The organism is uncultured Subdoligranulum sp., from assembly GCF_937890665.1.
This window is the reverse complement of sequence record NZ_CALADU010000310.1, coordinates 1-13,792: the sequence shown is the minus strand read 5'-3', so window position 1 is coordinate 13,792 and position 13,792 is coordinate 1. Positions and strand designations below refer to the sequence as shown.

Here is a 13,792-nt window from a genome sequence, read left to right as displayed (position 1 = left end):
TGGAGCAGGTGACGAGAATCGAACTCGCATCCCCAGCTTGGAAGGCTGGTGCCCTAACCATTGTGCTACACCTGCATGTGCCCTCCGTGAAAATTGTCAGCTTAGTTAGGATAGCATGGAAAGCGCATTCTGTCAAGCGGTAAATTGATTTTTCTTTTCATTTTTTCCCAACAAGCTGTAAAAATGCCTGAAACAGCTGCCTGCCGTCTGCAGTTCCTCCCGGTCCCGGTGCCAAACGCTCCGGATGCCATTGAACGGCCCACACCGGAAGCGCCGTATGCTGCAGCGCCTCCACCGTTCCATCCGGTGCCCATTGAATGACCCGCAGGCCTGCTCCCAGTCTCCCTGCCGCTTGGTGATGGGCGCTGTTGACAATTCCTTCGTCCCCATACAGCTCCCGCAGCAGCGACGGTACTGTCCGCACACGGTGAAGTCGGTCGATGTCTCCCACGGTACTATGTCCCGGAATATCCTGCAGCAAGGATCCTCCAAAATAAACATTGATGGTCTGCAGTCCCCTGCAGATTCCCAATATCGGCCGCCGCAAAACAGCAAACTGCTGCATCAGCAGATATTCCTGCTGATCCCGGACAGGGTCCAGATTCCGTGACGCAGTATTGGCCTCTCCATAACGCCAGGGTTCCAGATCACCTCCCCCCGGCAGGAGCAGGGCATCACACCTCCATGCATCCTGCCAGCACGTCTCCGTGAAAACTTCTCCGCCCGCCATTCGGATCGCAGCTTCATATCTGGGATATTTCCCCGATTCCCCCAATATAAAAATAATTGGCCGCACCATCTGATCCCTCCCGTTGAGCTTATGAACCATCCATTCTATTCATGTGATTTGTTTCAGGGCTTGCATCAGGAAACGATCTGTGGCATAATAAAAACACTGGTTTATCCGGTTCTTACAATTTCTGATCGCACAGAATCAGTTTTTGTTTGATGCCGTCTGTTCCAGGATTTCAATTATATATGGAGACGTATCGAAGTGGTCGTAACGAGCTTGACTCGAAATCGTGTAGGCCATATCTCCGCCTGACCCCGCAGCCCATTGATTTTACTGGGATTCCGGTTTATCTACGCTTTTGGAAAATTGAATATCTACGCTTTTTCTAACACTTTGCTTTATCTACGGGAGCAGGTGTTTGAAACATACGGAGGAGTACTCAAGTGGTGAAGAGGCGTGACTCGAAATCTCGTAGGTCGGGTGACCGGCGCGTGGGTTCGACCCCCACCTCCTCCGCCAGAGCTGGCAGTGTGAAATCACTGCCAGCTTTTTTATATTGGCTGCACCGCACAATCTTTGGCCCCGCGAATGAACATACCATTCATTGTATTTGCAGGAGCCTGCTGTGCGTTGTGATCCAAGTGTGCGTAGATGTCTGCTGTTGTGGAATAGGTACTATGTCCCAGCCATATTTGGATCTGCTTCATTGTGATATTTTCTCCGCTGTTAAGCAGAAGACTTGCGCAGGTATGCCGTAGATCGTGGAACCGGATTTTCCGCAAGCCGTATTTCTCAATGATCCAGCTGAAGTGTTCTGTCACATAATTCGGACGTAGAAGTCTGCCGCATTGATCTACACAGATGTATTCGAGATAATCTCTGCAGTAGGACTTTTTGAACAGTCTTCTGTACATCTCCTGCTTTTCTTTTTCTGCCAGGATCAGTTTTTCCACTGCGGGGATGAGGGGTAGTGTCCGAAAACTGGACTTGGTTTTCAGTACATCTTCTCCAACCGGGACGAATTTCCCATTCACCTCTGCCTCGATAACCTTGTGGCTGATGGAGATGGTCTTGCGCTCCAGATCGATGGCGCTCCATCTCAGCCCCAACACCTCGCTTCGGCGCAGACCGTAATAGGCGGCAATCTTCACGCACAGTTCAAGGGGATCGCCTTCCACCGCATCAAACAGCTCCAGCATTTCTTCCTCACTGTAGAAAGTGCCATGATAAACGTTTTTCTTCGGCCGGTCTACTTTGTCGGCGGGATTTTTGGCGATGGTATCCTTCCGGACTGCGCTTTGCAGAGCTTTTCGGATGATTGCGTGGTAATGTATCACGGTATTTGTCGTGCATCCGTCTGCCAGCACCTTTTGATAAAAATCTTCAATGTCTTGAGGTGTCAAATCCATCACCGCAATTCCGCGCGGTTCGAAGTAGGGGATAATGCGGGCCTTGAGCATATTGGCATAGCTCTGGTATGTTGCGGTGGCGATCGTAGAGCGCACACTATTCAGCCACTTGTTCATGTAGTCCGAGAACTCCAACCGTGCATCATGGGGAACAGTCTGCTCCAGAATGCGCTCCTGTTCCTCACGTTGCAACTGCTCCTCGTACTCTTTTTCAAACTGGCTTCGGATCTCATCAAACGCCCTTTTTGCCTTGCGCTCACTGGTTCCGGACACGGGCAATTTGGTTGATATCCATTTGACCTTCCGCTTTCCGTCTACCTTGAGGTATAAAAGCACATAGTAGTATCCATTTTTCTGCTGCAGGCATCCTGTTATCATGATAGTCCTCCTTTGTCATAACAAGTATAAATTTGCCTGCTGTTGACACCCCCAACATACCACAGATGGGTTCGAATAGCTATACTTTAAACGTAGAAAAAGCACTCGACTTTTCTACGTTATCCGATGAGGGAACAGGCAAATTTGTGGGCTTTAGGAGAGGTTGATGTGACACATTTCCTCACCCATCAGATACTCGATTACGCAGATTTTGGGAATCTTATAGGTTCTGCCGACACGTACACTCCGAATTTCCTGATCTGATAGTAATCTGTAGGCCAATTTCTTGCTGATGCCGCCGAGCATTTTTCGAAGGTCATCCACCTCCACGACATCCGGGTAATTTTCAAACATCGACTGTTTCTTCATTTTCTGCCTCCTTGCATTGGGAGGCCACCTACTGGGGCCAGCAGGCGGCCCCGTATGTGTTGACTAATAGAAGAGTTGAAAAATACCGGCTATCCCAAAGGGACAGCCGGTACATATATAACCTCTTTCTGGGAAATGGGGAGGGGTTACAAGGGGTTACATCATTCTTACATCTACCCATCCTGAAAAATCCCGTGGAAGCAGTCGCTCCGGAGTTCAAGAACTTCGTCCAGAGGGATCGTTGTGCCGTCGGCAAGTTGCAGGATTCTCGCAATGTCATCGACTTTTTTCAGCTGACCCACGGTCGTGACATACTGGCCGCCTTCCTTCCTCGCATCCGGGCGGAACCAGACCACAGAGATCTCCGGTCGCTCTGCAATCCTGTCAGCCAGAATTTGTTGCTTGAGGTCCAGCATAGCCTTGGTGTCCTCGTCCAGTTCCATCCGCTGGTCTGTCAGACGGGCAGTCTCCTGGATGGCAGCGGCGTGGCCTGTGAGGGCGGCGAAGGGGCTAAAAATAGCAGCCCGATCCGACATAGGCATCCGGGGATGCTTTGTCGATGTGGGATGGGGCAAATTGATGATGTCATCGTATGGCCCGCTCATTCGTGATGTCCTCCTATGGTCTGATTCCGCTCACGGGCAGTGGCCCCCTCCTCCAGGTTCATCCCCTTGAGGATGGCGTTCTTGCCGAACTTCTTCTTGATCCCCAGCATGGCCTCCTGAATCTTCCGCTCCCGGGCATGGGCGGCCTCGTCCGCCTGCTCCTGCTGCTCCTTGGCGGCGTAGTCGGTGAACAGATCCAACTGCTCTGCCTCATCCTTGGGCACATCAACCTCGGGGAGCAGCTTGTTGGCACTGATGCTCAGTCGGCGGATCAGTAGATTCTCGTCCACGATCCGGTCGTAAAGGGCACTCACCGCCTTCAGCAGATCGCTGGCGGAAGAAGTGTAGGGGAAGTTCTCTGTCCCCACGGCGTGCTTGGGGATCTTCCGGCCATAGCGATCAGTGGTCACCGGGCCGCGGTAGCTCTGACGGCGGCTTGGGCCGTCCAGATTCTCCCGGTCGTAGCCCACGGTGAGTACCAGCTGGTTGGTCACCAGCCCTTTGTCCACCAAATCCAAGGCCAGGGCGTCCGCCATCTCCCGCACCACCAGCCTGGCTTTCTTGAAGTCGTAGGGACACTGCAGGACTTGCCCGGAGACGATACTTTTGTTCTCCGGCTTATAGGCTTTCACGTCCGCAATAGTGCAGGGCTCCCAGCCCCAGGCATGGTCGATCAAAATCTCCGCATTGACGCCGAACAGCCGGTACAACAGTTCCTCGCTGTGGTAATCTCCGGGTTTGCCGATGGAACACCGGGCGATGTCGCCCGTGGTATATAGTCCGTGAGCCTCCAGCTTATTGGCATAGCCCTTGCCTACCCGCCAGAAATCCGTCAGGGGGCGGTGGGTCCACAGAAGACGGCGGTAGGTCATCTCATTGAGTTTGGCAATCCGCACTCCATCTTGATCTGGATGGACGTGCTTGGCTACGATGTCCATGGCAACCTTGGCAAGATATAGATTGGTACCCATTCCCGCCGCAGCGGTGATGCCGGTAGTCTTCAGAATGTCCAGGATAATGGTGCGGGTCAGTTCCCGCGCCGTCATCTTATAGGTGTCCAGGTAGTTGGTGATGTCCATGAACACCTCGTCGATGGAGTAGGGGAAGATGTCCTCTGGGGCGATATATTTCAGATAGACGCTGTAGATTTTCGTACTCCAGTCGATGTAATGAGCCATCCGGGGCGGAGCCACGATATAGTCCAGAGCCAAGGCAGGGTTCCCCTGTACTTCAGGATCGTTCCAGGAGGCGCCGGTGAGCTGATAGCCTGGAGCGTCCCATTTCCGCTTGGCGTTTACCTCTGCCACCCGCTGTACCACCTCGAACAGCCGGGCCCGGCCAGAGATACCGTAGGCTTTCAGAGAGGGGGAGACGGCCAGGCAGATCGTCTTCTCCGTGCGCCGCTTGTCTGCCACCACCAAGTTGGTGGTCATGGGATCCAGCCCCCGCTCCACGCACTCCACCGAGGCGTAGAACGATTTCAGGTCACAGCAGATATAGGTCCGTTCTTTCATGCCCGCTCCCTCCTTCCATTTTAATTAGTATCTCACAATCGCTGTCCCATTATCGGGTCCAACCCAGCACGGCGTCCAGTTCCCCCGGGGCCGCGTCCGGAAAGTTCTTCCCTACCTGTTCATAAATCATGGTTTTGGATTCCGCCGGATCCACGGAATAGGCGGAAGAAATGTGGTCATAGCCCCACAGGGCCTCCGGGGTGGTGTAGATGGAGAGGGGCCAGCCGTAGGGTGCGCCCCGTTTATTGATTCGCTGCCGGAAGTCCCGAATCAAGAGGTAACCACCCATCTGCAGGTCGGTGACGGTACCCTCGAAGTTCTTTTCACCGCCCTTGCCGAAGCCGGCCCGCTGTTTCAGGGCAAAGGAGAACCACTCCTCTCGGATGGAAAAGCAGTCCATGATCCGCTTCTGGCGCATGGGGGCCAGCTCTTCGTCCCAGCGGCTGTCGAAGTCGTATCCATCCCGCCGCCAGTTGGCGAAGTGGGGGAACCAAGCTCTGGAGATGAAGCCGGCCTTTTTGCCGAAAAACTTTCCATAGGCCACTTTCCCGCTGCGGGCCATGAGGCACCGCCATTCCCACGGGTCCTGCTCCTCGTCGCCAGTCCACCAGTAGAGGTCTCCTGTGTTTTCCTCCACGGAGAAACCGTCCACCTCGTTTTTGAACAAGGGCAGGAAACCGACCTCGTTGATCAGATCAATGAGGTCCTCCCACGTCTGGACACGGCTGGGGTCATCCCAGTCCAGTCCCCGCATGATCCACTCTCCGTTTTCGATGGCCACTGTACCGCCCCCTTACGATGCCATTATAGCACAGTAGTTCTATGGTTTCTACCGCGGTTCACCGTGGGGGCGACCCAGCGAATACTCATATTGAAAGCGAACAAGAGGCAGGCAATCAGCCTCCTCTTGCTCACTTCTGCGCTTAAAACTCCAGCCTGGAGATCTGCTCCCACTGGAGGATGTACCGCTCGTCCACGATCTGGTTCTTATGGTAATGCCCGAAGAACCAGTAGGCGAATTGGCACCGCTGTTTCACTGTTTCCAGGAAGTCCGTCAGCTCGTCCGTTCCGTAGCCGGGGTCGAGCTTTTTGACGATACTGCTGGGGGCGCAGTGGGTCAGGATGCAGTCCACCGCCCAGCCTGCCCGCTCCAGATTCGCCAGCGCCTCGTTGTATTCCTCCGCGCTGGGCAGTTCCTCCGACCACCAGGACACGCCCTTCACCCGAAACATGGCCCGCAGCCTCCGCATCAGCCAATACTGCCGCTCAAAGTCCGGATCGGCTGGGTCCAGGATGCCGTCCTGGATATCGTGGGAGGACGCGCCGCCCATAGTGAACCAGGTCAGACCGCCGAAGGTGAAGACCTGCCCCCGCATGAGATGAAGGACATGCTCCCGCACCACATGAACACGTCCGCCGTTCCAACGCTTTTCCGGAAGGGCATTCAGGAGATCGAAGTTCTCATGGTTCCCGTCCACAAACAGGGTGGTAAAGGGCTTTTCCTCCAACCAGTCCAACCAGTATTGGTCTTTGGGACTTCCGTCCCACAGCCCTCCGAAGTCGCCTGTGACGATCACATAATCCTCACGACCCATGTTTTTCTGCTGAGGGAAGTATTTGCTCCCAAACCTCTGAAATCCGCCGTGGGTATCGCCTGTAATATAAACCGACATCTGATCACCTCTCTCCCCGCCTACAGGGTCATCTGCTGCTGTCCCGGGAGGGGTTCTCCCCGCTGCCGGAGTTCCTCGCCGGCCGCCGTGCGAATGCCGAGGCCATTTCGGGTCTCCGCCGTCACCAGGCGGCCCTCTCGGATGAGGCGCTCCACCAGCTCCCCCACATAGCGGTTTGCCAAGTTGTTTTTTCCATCCTTGTCGCAGAGCCTATGGACGGAGAACTGTTTCGCAATGCTCAGCTCGGCCGGGCCTGTGACATACAGGTTCTTCCGCTTCGTCTGGTACCGCTCCAGAATGGCCTCTATGATCTCATCGCGTCTGTCCTCCAGTTGTTTCAGATACTCCGCGTCTGTGAGTTCCCAGTACCGTTCGTAGCAGTCCACCCCCTGGCATTGGAAGGTTTGCGCACCCTCCAAGAGTTCCTGGAGCCGGGGAATCTCATCGGTCTGGATCACCCCGCTGAAATTCATGGGGTGGAGATACAGATCCTGCTGACCCTTCGTGACTATGTCGCTGGAACTGCTGTCTTCCCTGGCGGGATGCAGCTCCCAGCCTGCCGACTGAAACAAGGTGCGTGTCTCATCCCGGAAGGCGTGCTCGACGCCTTTATCCGGCCAACCACTGTCGTACCGATAGGAGCTGCGGATCCGAAAGTACACTTCTCTGTATTCCATCATACCACCTCCTCGTCTGTTATACTACAATGCCACGAAACTTCTGTATTATCTATTCATCAAGCCCAACGAAAACCTCCGCAAAAATTGGGCAAAAGTGTGACACTCCATCATTATGGCGTCAAACTGAGAAAATTTACTGGCTGTTGCAAAAGGACTGCCACAGTAGGTTGACGATCACACAGCTTATATTTTAATCATACCCTTCTGCCAGACCAATGCTGATCCCGAGCGCCCAGTCGATCCGTTTCATCTCAGGCTCACTTAACATCCCAATTCTTCCCTTGAGCCTGGACTTGTCAATGGTACGGAGTTGCTCCAAAAGAATTGTAGAACCACAGTGCAGGCCACTCGAGTGCTTGTTTAGGCTTACATGGGTGGGCAGCCTCGCTTTCCCCATCTTGCTTGTAACAGGAGCAGCTATCACTGTAGGACTATGCCGGTTGCCCATATTGTTCTGCAGAATGAGCACAGGGCGTATGCCGCCTTGCTCAGATCCAACTACTGGCCTCAGATCCGCATAATAGAGCTCGCCCCGATGGATCTCGTGTGGGAAATATGTTCTCATGAGATACACCTCCTTAATAAGTTGCGGCTTAATACCACAAAAATAGGGACCGCTCCCGCCCTTGACTAACTCCAATTTCTCCTGTGTTCATTTAGAATTCGTATCGTAAAAAGATCCTCATTAACCGGAGACTGAAGCAGGGGGCAAGAGCGGTCCCCATGGCTTCTGATATTAAGACTTCACATTTGTGTTGTCTTTCTCGGGCTGCGCTCGTATTCGACACTACTTCCCCAAGCGCAAAAGCCTGTGCCGCCGGCACCGGCTCTTCAGGGCAATCATCTGAACCGCGGCTGGCTCCACCGCGTCATGGGAGTCTCACCCCCGGCAGGATCTCTGTCGGCCGCCCTCCTTGCTTGATCCCCATTCCGGTGGGGGCTGGGACTGGACGGAAGTATCATTGTCCCTGACGGAGTCATTGCGAAACAGTTTGCCATCGGCTGTTTTGCGGACGGATGGAACCGCTCGGCACCTTATTTGGCCGTCGTTGATAGATGTAGGTCAGCCTGGTTGTCAGAACCGAACAGAAATGTATGGGTGTCTTCGTTCGCAACCTTGCGCTGTGCATCTACAGGTAGTCTTGGCGCATCCTCCGGAGTCGCTCGCCCTTTTTCAAAGGGCCCCGTCAGGAAGGTATTCAGATGGTTGGGTATTCGGTTTTCAAGGAACCCGAGGGGGGAGATAATTCAACCCCCTCACTACTAAGCCGAGTTCGTGAGGGGGTTGAGAACCAAAAAATTATTTTATTTTCATCAAAGCCCGGAGTTTACTCAAAATTTTATGGCGGCGCTTATTCACCGCCTTCTGCGAGATATTGATTTGTTTGGCATACTCACGCTCCGTCAGCTCCTCGAAATACAAGGCACGGATCAGATTCTGCTCCTCCAGAGGGAGCTGTGCCAAACACTGACGCAGTTCCTGCAGTAGGATATTGCCAACCGCTTTGTCTTCCACGCTCTCAGCATTAGGATCTGGAACCATTTCTTCTCCAAGGGTTTCTTCCGTATCCAAATCACTGTATGAGACCTTTCCGTTTCGGACATCTTTCTCATCCAATGTTTTGGTGTGACGTTCCACTCGGTAATAGGTCAGATAAACATCCTTTGTGACCTCTACCAGATGTCCCTCTACTCTAAGACGATATTTCCTTTCCTCTGCCATGAGGCAGTCCTCCGTTTCTTCTGAAATTTTGAAAAGTCAAAATCTCAGAAGCCGGAGGCCCTCTGCACCGATTTGGGTGTTGGCAGTGGGCAAACCCCTCCTGTAACACGCCGGCCCTCCTGGTACCGGGCAGAAAAAAGCCGGGGACGCTGAAATGCGTCCCCGGCATACTCCTGCCGCCATATTGCGGCAGGAGCAAAGAGGCCCCAGATGCTTTTCAGCGTCTGGGGCCTCTAACTCGTTAAGTTATTCATTTTTGAGCATACCTGCCACTGTACCGAGTATAACAGAGGCAAAGTCGGAAGGGAGTAGGGATTGGGTCGGTTTTTCATCGGGAATTAGTCGGGAAACAGTCGGGGGGCATCTAACTCCTCTTGAAGTTCCGGAACCGCATATCCAAACAGGCAGACAGAAAACAGGAAAAGCGCCTCGCGCTTTCGGTCATAGAAAACACTCCGCTCCATGTTCAGCTCGTCCAGCAGTTCCTTCTCTGTGCTGTTGAAGCGATGGATGAATTGCTTGGTCAGGATTTCATAATAGAGTTCTCCACGATCCGGATACCGTTTCAGGCGGAGCAGGGCTCGGTCGATCACATCGGCCAGCATGCGGCTCTCCATGACGCAGCAGACCTTTTCCTCAAATTCCTGGAGGTCAATATTCGGGGCAAAGTTTTCCAGATAGCAGAGGCCGGCATCAGCGTCCCGGTTTCCGAGTTCCCATGCATATTCGTGCAGCTCCTCTGCACGCTCACTGAGGACCCACACCACGTCCCGATAGATCTTCAGGATCAGCTTTACCCGATGGTAGGCCAGCTGGCTATCAAATCCAAGGGAGGCCATCTGTTTCTTGCACTTTTGGACAGTGACACTCTCTTTCCGCATTTTTTCTCCTCCTCCCATGTTCGCTAAGTTGCGAACAAACAAGATAACAAAACACTTTTCGAATACTGTGAAAGCCGGAGGCCCTCTTAAGGAAGAGGGCCTTACTAAGCCAAGCTTATAGTAAATTATGAACTTCCAACCGAATCCGCATTGCCTGTTTTGACACTTGGAAGATCCGCGCCATTTCCGTGACCAAGCACTCCTTGCTTTTGCCCGGACGGAGACGGTAAAAGCATTTTTTTACTTGAGGTATAGGCATTAAAAGGGCTGTTGCAAGAGCATCTGCCTGCCGCTCAATGAAACCACAGCTTTCATCCGAGGAAGTTTTACCATCATAGGCCGCAACATCGCCAGTGCCAGAGTATAATTTCTGGTGCAGGACCCAGTGTCCCAGTTCATGAGCGCAGGTAAAGCGCATTCTCCCAAGAAGCCTGTCTATACAGAGACGTTCATCAATCAAAATTGTCCCAGCCTTCACAGCAATCAAACGGTATTGCCTCTCTGTTCGGTCATATAAAATGGCTGCTCCGTCATCAAAAATGGTTTCTCCAAGGACGCTCCCATTTTTGCGAAGGGTATGGTACTCCAGAGTCAGATTAAACTTTGTTTCAATGATCGTTTCGACTGGGATCGCCTGAGGAGGACCTTCCAACAGTGTGCGATCATATTCCAGCAGAATCTTTCGACCGATGGTTTCGATGGCTTCCAGTCGGTACTTAGGCGCATACAAGGAAATCCCTCCTCAGCTTTGACGGCTTTTCAACATTTCCATAAATGCCGCCCATTCCTCATCCGTAGCGTCAACTTCTTTTGCGACTCTCAGGGCCGCCCGGACAATATCATGAGTTCGGATATAATCCGGCAGATCCGCAGGAACAGATTGTCTGGACTCTGCGGCTAAATCCAAAAGCAATTCATGCTCCTGCTTGTCCAGCTCCAGGAAGGAGGAAATTCGATCCACAAACTGTCCTTCTGGTGCGGGACGCCGCCCTTGCTCAATGTCGCAGAGGTATCCATAAGCAATTCCGAGATATTTGGCTGTGTCTCGGAGATTCAGCTTGGTCGCTTTGCGCCTTGTCCCGATGAATGCCCCAAAGGTCATGTCGCATTCCTCCCCTTGTGGTTAGTTCGCTCAGCTGCGAACATCTTGCTTATATTATAACTGGTACAAATGTTCGATACAAGGAGTAAAAAAGAAATTGGGGCGAGGTGTTAAATTATCGTAACACCTCGCCCCGCAGTTACAGGAATGTGCGGGCGATCCGCGCCATCTCCTCCACGCACTTCTGGGGAGCAGTAATTTTGACTCCGCCCATGAACTTGAATACCCATCCATAAAAGGTCCCGCTGGGGTTCACTTCGATTTGAGCCACAAAATGCTCACTATCGTATGGATGTGTGGGAACGGCCTCTCCATAATCGTCCACGATTGTTTTCATGAACCGATTTTCACAGAGGAGTTCGACGAGGACAGTATGACCGGCCGCAAACATATCGATCATCTTATTGGTATAGTCGGCTACATCGAAATCAGGTTGAGGCACATAGGTGGATTCCAGGATCTCAATTCCGGCCAGCCGATCCACACGGAAATGCGCCATGCCATGGTGCTTGTGGGAATATCCGATCAGATAGTAGTGGTCGTTTTTCCATTCCAGGGCGTAAGGGTCCAGCTTATAAAAATAGCCGTTATGCTTGAGAACTCGCTCTTTCTGCTGTGTGTACTCATAATACTGGAACTGGATCTGCCGGTTTTCCAGGATGGCATTCTGGACACCATCGATGATGTAATAGACCTTCTCATTATGTGGTTTGATCCGGCTCGAAATCGCCGCCAACCGGCGAAGCTGCATGGCCTCTGCCTCGCTGGTCAGCCGGCAGAGTTTCTGGATGAGTTCATTTGTTTTTTCCGCCGATATGACCTTGGAGGATGCAACGGCATCCGTCAGCATCTTTAATTCAGGATACTCAAACAAACGGTTACCTATGAAATATTGGTTTTGCGTGCTCTTAGTAACTACGATATCGACACCAGCTAAAATAAGGTCCTGCAGATCCCCATACACTGTCTGTCGCACCGCATGGATTCCCTTGCCATTGAGATAGTCCAGTATATCGGCTACGGTGACGGGATGCTCCTCATCCGTCCGAAGATAGAGATATTTCAAAATCTCCAAGATCCTGATATTGCTTTGCTTTTGCATCAATATGCCTCCAGTTGTGGATGTCAATCACGGTTCCCGGCCGCGTACTCTCCCATGTTGATGTCCAGCACCGCTCTGGGCGGCTGGATCAGGGCGTCCTCATACCGGCATTTCCACTGGACATCCCGGCTCATCTGGCCATCCTCCACACCATCCACCGTCTCCCCGTCCTCAATGGGATTGTCATTTGCCAGAATGTACGACGCCACATTGTAGGCGTGGTTTACCACCCAGTTGGGGTCCATATCGTGGAAGTGGTACTGGAGATCCGGTAGGAACAGGGTGCTCATGCCCACCGTGTCGATGAGCATATCCTCCGTACCCTCAATGTTGAAGAATCGGACATTGACGCCAAAGCGGATGAACCGATCCGAGCCTTCAATCTGATGGGAACGCACATCCTCCGCCAGCAGGAGCTTGCCGCAGTTCTGGAAATAGAATGCTTCGCATGAGGGGTACAGCTCCGCCAGAGCCTCCAAGAAGTCGGCGTCCAGGTTGGCCCGCTCCAGCGCCGGAAGCGCCGCAGCCAGCATATCGGTGGCCACCACCTGATACCGGCACTCCCGGAAAATCCGCTCTCGGTCTTCCTGGCAGTCCCACATCTGGCTCAGCAAAAAGGCATCAAAGCCTTTGCCCTTGAACTTGTCGCATTTCATCACCATCAGCTGTACCGGGCACTTGCCGTCCTGAAATTCCGCTATATGATCCAGAGCGGCAAAGCCAGCCATTTTCTTATCATAACAGAAGCACTCTGCTGATCCGATGTGTTTCCCCATTACGGCAGTCATTTTCTCTTTGTCCGGCATGTCCACCGGCTCTTTAAATAGCATCTGAATGAGATAGGGGCCGCCGGGCTGGTGGCCTTTTTTGTCATCCAGGTTCTGCTGGAACAATTTATTGCTCATTTGCTTTCCTCCTTCTTCTCCGGGAACAGCTTCCACCGGAATTCCAGTTCTTTCTGGACAAACTCTTTCGGCAGGCCCCGGGGATTGGCAATGAGATACCATACCCGAAAGGTGCGTTTCTTCGGATCTGTTTCCTGCTGGTAGAGCTGATAGCCCGCCTCATCCTCCTGTGTCCACCGTCCTGTCTGCCGCTTGGCCTGCACAAAGGGTTCCACCACCTGGTCCAGTTCCTCTCTGGTACGGCTTGAGGCCCAGGCTTGATCCACATCATTGGCGTGGGAGAGATGGAACAACATCGAGCCCATCCCGTTCTTTGCCTTATGCTCCGGCGTTCCGCGCAATTCCGTCTGACGGCGGTACTCCGCCAGCTGCTCCACTGTTCCGTACCGTTCCACCATCTGCTCGTCCACATGGATGCACCAGCTGTAGTCCTCCGGCTGGGTAAAGGGGGCACAGATTGTCTGGAGCGCCTCTGACGGGTCTGCTTCAAAGCAGTCGATAAAATCGAGGTAGTGGGCTTTGATCAGGGGCAGGAAGGTGTCCAGCAGCCCGGTGTCCAACCGCAGGTCCTCTGTCAGCATCCGAAAGAATGAACCGCCTGTTGTGGGTTCAATTCTGAAAGTGTAGAGGTAGTCATCTCCCTGCTTTATGATACAGCTGAAGCCCACCTCCACATTTCCATGGCCGATTTCGTAGTCTATGTAGTTGTAGCGGCTCC

At 53.0% G+C, this 13,792-nt stretch carries 16 protein-coding genes and 2 tRNA genes; 1 reads left to right on the top strand and 17 read right to left on the bottom strand.

The window, feature by feature from the left end; translation table 11 throughout:
* Window positions 1-75, bottom strand: a tRNA-Gly gene (locus tag Q0526_RS17890).
* 82 nt (window positions 76-157) lie between these two features.
* A complete protein-coding gene (locus Q0526_RS17885; protein ID WP_298736671.1) occupies window positions 158-799 on the bottom strand; it encodes a gamma-glutamyl-gamma-aminobutyrate hydrolase family protein in 642 nt (213 codons plus the stop codon).
* A gap of 363 nt (window positions 800-1,162) precedes the next feature.
* Here Q0526_RS17885 and Q0526_RS17880 point away from each other — a divergent pair.
* Window positions 1,163-1,252 (top strand) — tRNA-Ser (locus Q0526_RS17880).
* A 32-nt stretch (window positions 1,253-1,284) separates the two neighbouring features.
* Here the strand turns inward: Q0526_RS17880 and Q0526_RS17875 are convergent.
* The 15 genes from Q0526_RS17875 to Q0526_RS17805 all read right to left on the bottom strand — a co-directional run.
* Entirely contained in the window at window positions 1,285-2,520 is a 1,236-nt protein-coding gene (locus Q0526_RS17875) for a site-specific integrase (RefSeq protein WP_154040625.1), read from the bottom strand.
* A gap of 153 nt (window positions 2,521-2,673) precedes the next feature.
* Window positions 2,674-2,889: a helix-turn-helix domain-containing protein gene (locus Q0526_RS17870; RefSeq protein ID WP_154040624.1), complete on the bottom strand. Its 216-nt coding sequence runs from the start codon at window positions 2,887-2,889 to the stop codon at window positions 2,674-2,676.
* A 173-nt stretch (window positions 2,890-3,062) separates the two neighbouring features.
* Window positions 3,063-3,494 carry a YolD-like family protein gene (locus Q0526_RS17865; RefSeq protein WP_154040623.1) on the bottom strand — a complete coding sequence of 144 codons (432 nt, stop codon included), beginning with the start codon at window positions 3,492-3,494 and terminating at the stop codon, window positions 3,063-3,065.
* Entirely contained in the window at window positions 3,491-5,008 is a 1,518-nt protein-coding gene (locus Q0526_RS17860) for a DNA methylase (protein WP_154040622.1), read from the bottom strand. Before Q0526_RS17860 ends, Q0526_RS17865 begins: the two co-directional genes overlap by 4 nt.
* Before the next feature lie 49 nt (window positions 5,009-5,057).
* Window positions 5,058-5,789, bottom strand: a complete 732-nt coding sequence (locus Q0526_RS17855; protein WP_225123498.1) for a hypothetical protein — start codon at window positions 5,787-5,789, stop codon at window positions 5,058-5,060.
* A 142-nt stretch (window positions 5,790-5,931) separates the two neighbouring features.
* Window positions 5,932-6,681 (bottom strand): metallophosphoesterase family protein, encoded by a 750-nt coding sequence (locus Q0526_RS17850; protein WP_154040620.1) that lies wholly within the window; start codon window positions 6,679-6,681, stop codon window positions 5,932-5,934.
* Between the two features lie 20 nt (window positions 6,682-6,701).
* Window positions 6,702-7,361: a hypothetical protein gene (locus Q0526_RS17845; RefSeq protein ID WP_225123497.1), complete on the bottom strand. Its 660-nt coding sequence runs from the start codon at window positions 7,359-7,361 to the stop codon at window positions 6,702-6,704.
* Between the two features lie 190 nt (window positions 7,362-7,551).
* Entirely contained in the window at window positions 7,552-7,926 is a 375-nt protein-coding gene (locus Q0526_RS17840; RefSeq protein WP_087385601.1) for a type II toxin-antitoxin system PemK/MazF family toxin, read from the bottom strand.
* A 735-nt stretch (window positions 7,927-8,661) separates the two neighbouring features.
* Entirely contained in the window at window positions 8,662-9,084 is a 423-nt protein-coding gene (locus Q0526_RS17835; protein WP_154040619.1) for a sigma-70 family RNA polymerase sigma factor, read from the bottom strand.
* A 338-nt stretch (window positions 9,085-9,422) separates the two neighbouring features.
* Window positions 9,423-9,965 (bottom strand): hypothetical protein, encoded by a 543-nt coding sequence (locus tag Q0526_RS17830; protein WP_298736652.1) that lies wholly within the window; start codon window positions 9,963-9,965, stop codon window positions 9,423-9,425.
* Between the two features lie 115 nt (window positions 9,966-10,080).
* Window positions 10,081-10,695: an ImmA/IrrE family metallo-endopeptidase gene (locus Q0526_RS17825; RefSeq protein ID WP_154040617.1), complete on the bottom strand. Its 615-nt coding sequence runs from the start codon at window positions 10,693-10,695 to the stop codon at window positions 10,081-10,083.
* Between the two features lie 12 nt (window positions 10,696-10,707).
* The gene (locus Q0526_RS17820) at window positions 10,708-11,067 is read right to left on the bottom strand and encodes a helix-turn-helix transcriptional regulator (RefSeq protein WP_298736649.1); all 360 of its coding nucleotides are present in this window, start codon (window positions 11,065-11,067) and stop codon (window positions 10,708-10,710) included.
* A 139-nt stretch (window positions 11,068-11,206) separates the two neighbouring features.
* Window positions 11,207-12,169 (bottom strand): WYL domain-containing protein, encoded by a 963-nt coding sequence (locus Q0526_RS17815; protein WP_154040615.1) that lies wholly within the window; start codon window positions 12,167-12,169, stop codon window positions 11,207-11,209.
* Between the two features lie 23 nt (window positions 12,170-12,192).
* Complete coding sequence (locus Q0526_RS17810; RefSeq protein WP_298736640.1) at window positions 12,193-13,074, bottom strand: DUF4261 domain-containing protein; 882 nt, start codon at window positions 13,072-13,074, stop codon at window positions 12,193-12,195.
* A partial coding sequence (locus Q0526_RS17805) for a spondin (RefSeq protein ID WP_298736637.1) occupies window positions 13,071-13,792 on the bottom strand: 722 nt, incomplete at its 5' end. The genes Q0526_RS17810 and Q0526_RS17805, both read right to left, overlap by 4 nt.

Excerpts from the sequence above, each read along its gene's own strand:
- Q0526_RS17885 (WP_298736671.1), bottom strand. The coding sequence starts at position 799 with ATGGTGCGGCCAATTATTTTTATATTGGGGGAATCGGGGAAATATCCC.
- Q0526_RS17875 (WP_154040625.1), bottom strand. The coding sequence starts at position 2,520 with ATGATAACAGGATGCCTGCAGCAGAAAAATGGATACTACTATGTGCTT.
- Q0526_RS17870 (WP_154040624.1), bottom strand. The coding sequence starts at position 2,889 with ATGAAGAAACAGTCGATGTTTGAAAATTACCCGGATGTCGTGGAGGTG.
- Q0526_RS17865 (WP_154040623.1), bottom strand. The coding sequence starts at position 3,494 with ATGAGCGGGCCATACGATGACATCATCAATTTGCCCCATCCCACATCG.
- Q0526_RS17860 (WP_154040622.1), bottom strand. The coding sequence starts at position 5,008 with ATGAAAGAACGGACCTATATCTGCTGTGACCTGAAATCGTTCTACGCC.
- Q0526_RS17850 (WP_154040620.1), bottom strand. The coding sequence starts at position 6,681 with ATGTCGGTTTATATTACAGGCGATACCCACGGCGGATTTCAGAGGTTT.
- Q0526_RS17845 (WP_225123497.1), bottom strand. The coding sequence starts at position 7,361 with ATGATGGAATACAGAGAAGTGTACTTTCGGATCCGCAGCTCCTATCGG.
- Q0526_RS17840 (WP_087385601.1), bottom strand. The coding sequence starts at position 7,926 with ATGAGAACATATTTCCCACACGAGATCCATCGGGGCGAGCTCTATTAT.
- Q0526_RS17835 (WP_154040619.1), bottom strand. The coding sequence starts at position 9,084 with ATGGCAGAGGAAAGGAAATATCGTCTTAGAGTAGAGGGACATCTGGTA.
- Q0526_RS17830 (WP_298736652.1), bottom strand. The coding sequence starts at position 9,965 with ATGCGGAAAGAGAGTGTCACTGTCCAAAAGTGCAAGAAACAGATGGCC.
- Q0526_RS17820 (WP_298736649.1), bottom strand. The coding sequence starts at position 11,067 with ATGACCTTTGGGGCATTCATCGGGACAAGGCGCAAAGCGACCAAGCTG.
- Q0526_RS17815 (WP_154040615.1), bottom strand. The coding sequence starts at position 12,169 with ATGCAAAAGCAAAGCAATATCAGGATCTTGGAGATTTTGAAATATCTC.
- Q0526_RS17810 (WP_298736640.1), bottom strand. The coding sequence starts at position 13,074 with ATGAGCAATAAATTGTTCCAGCAGAACCTGGATGACAAAAAAGGCCAC.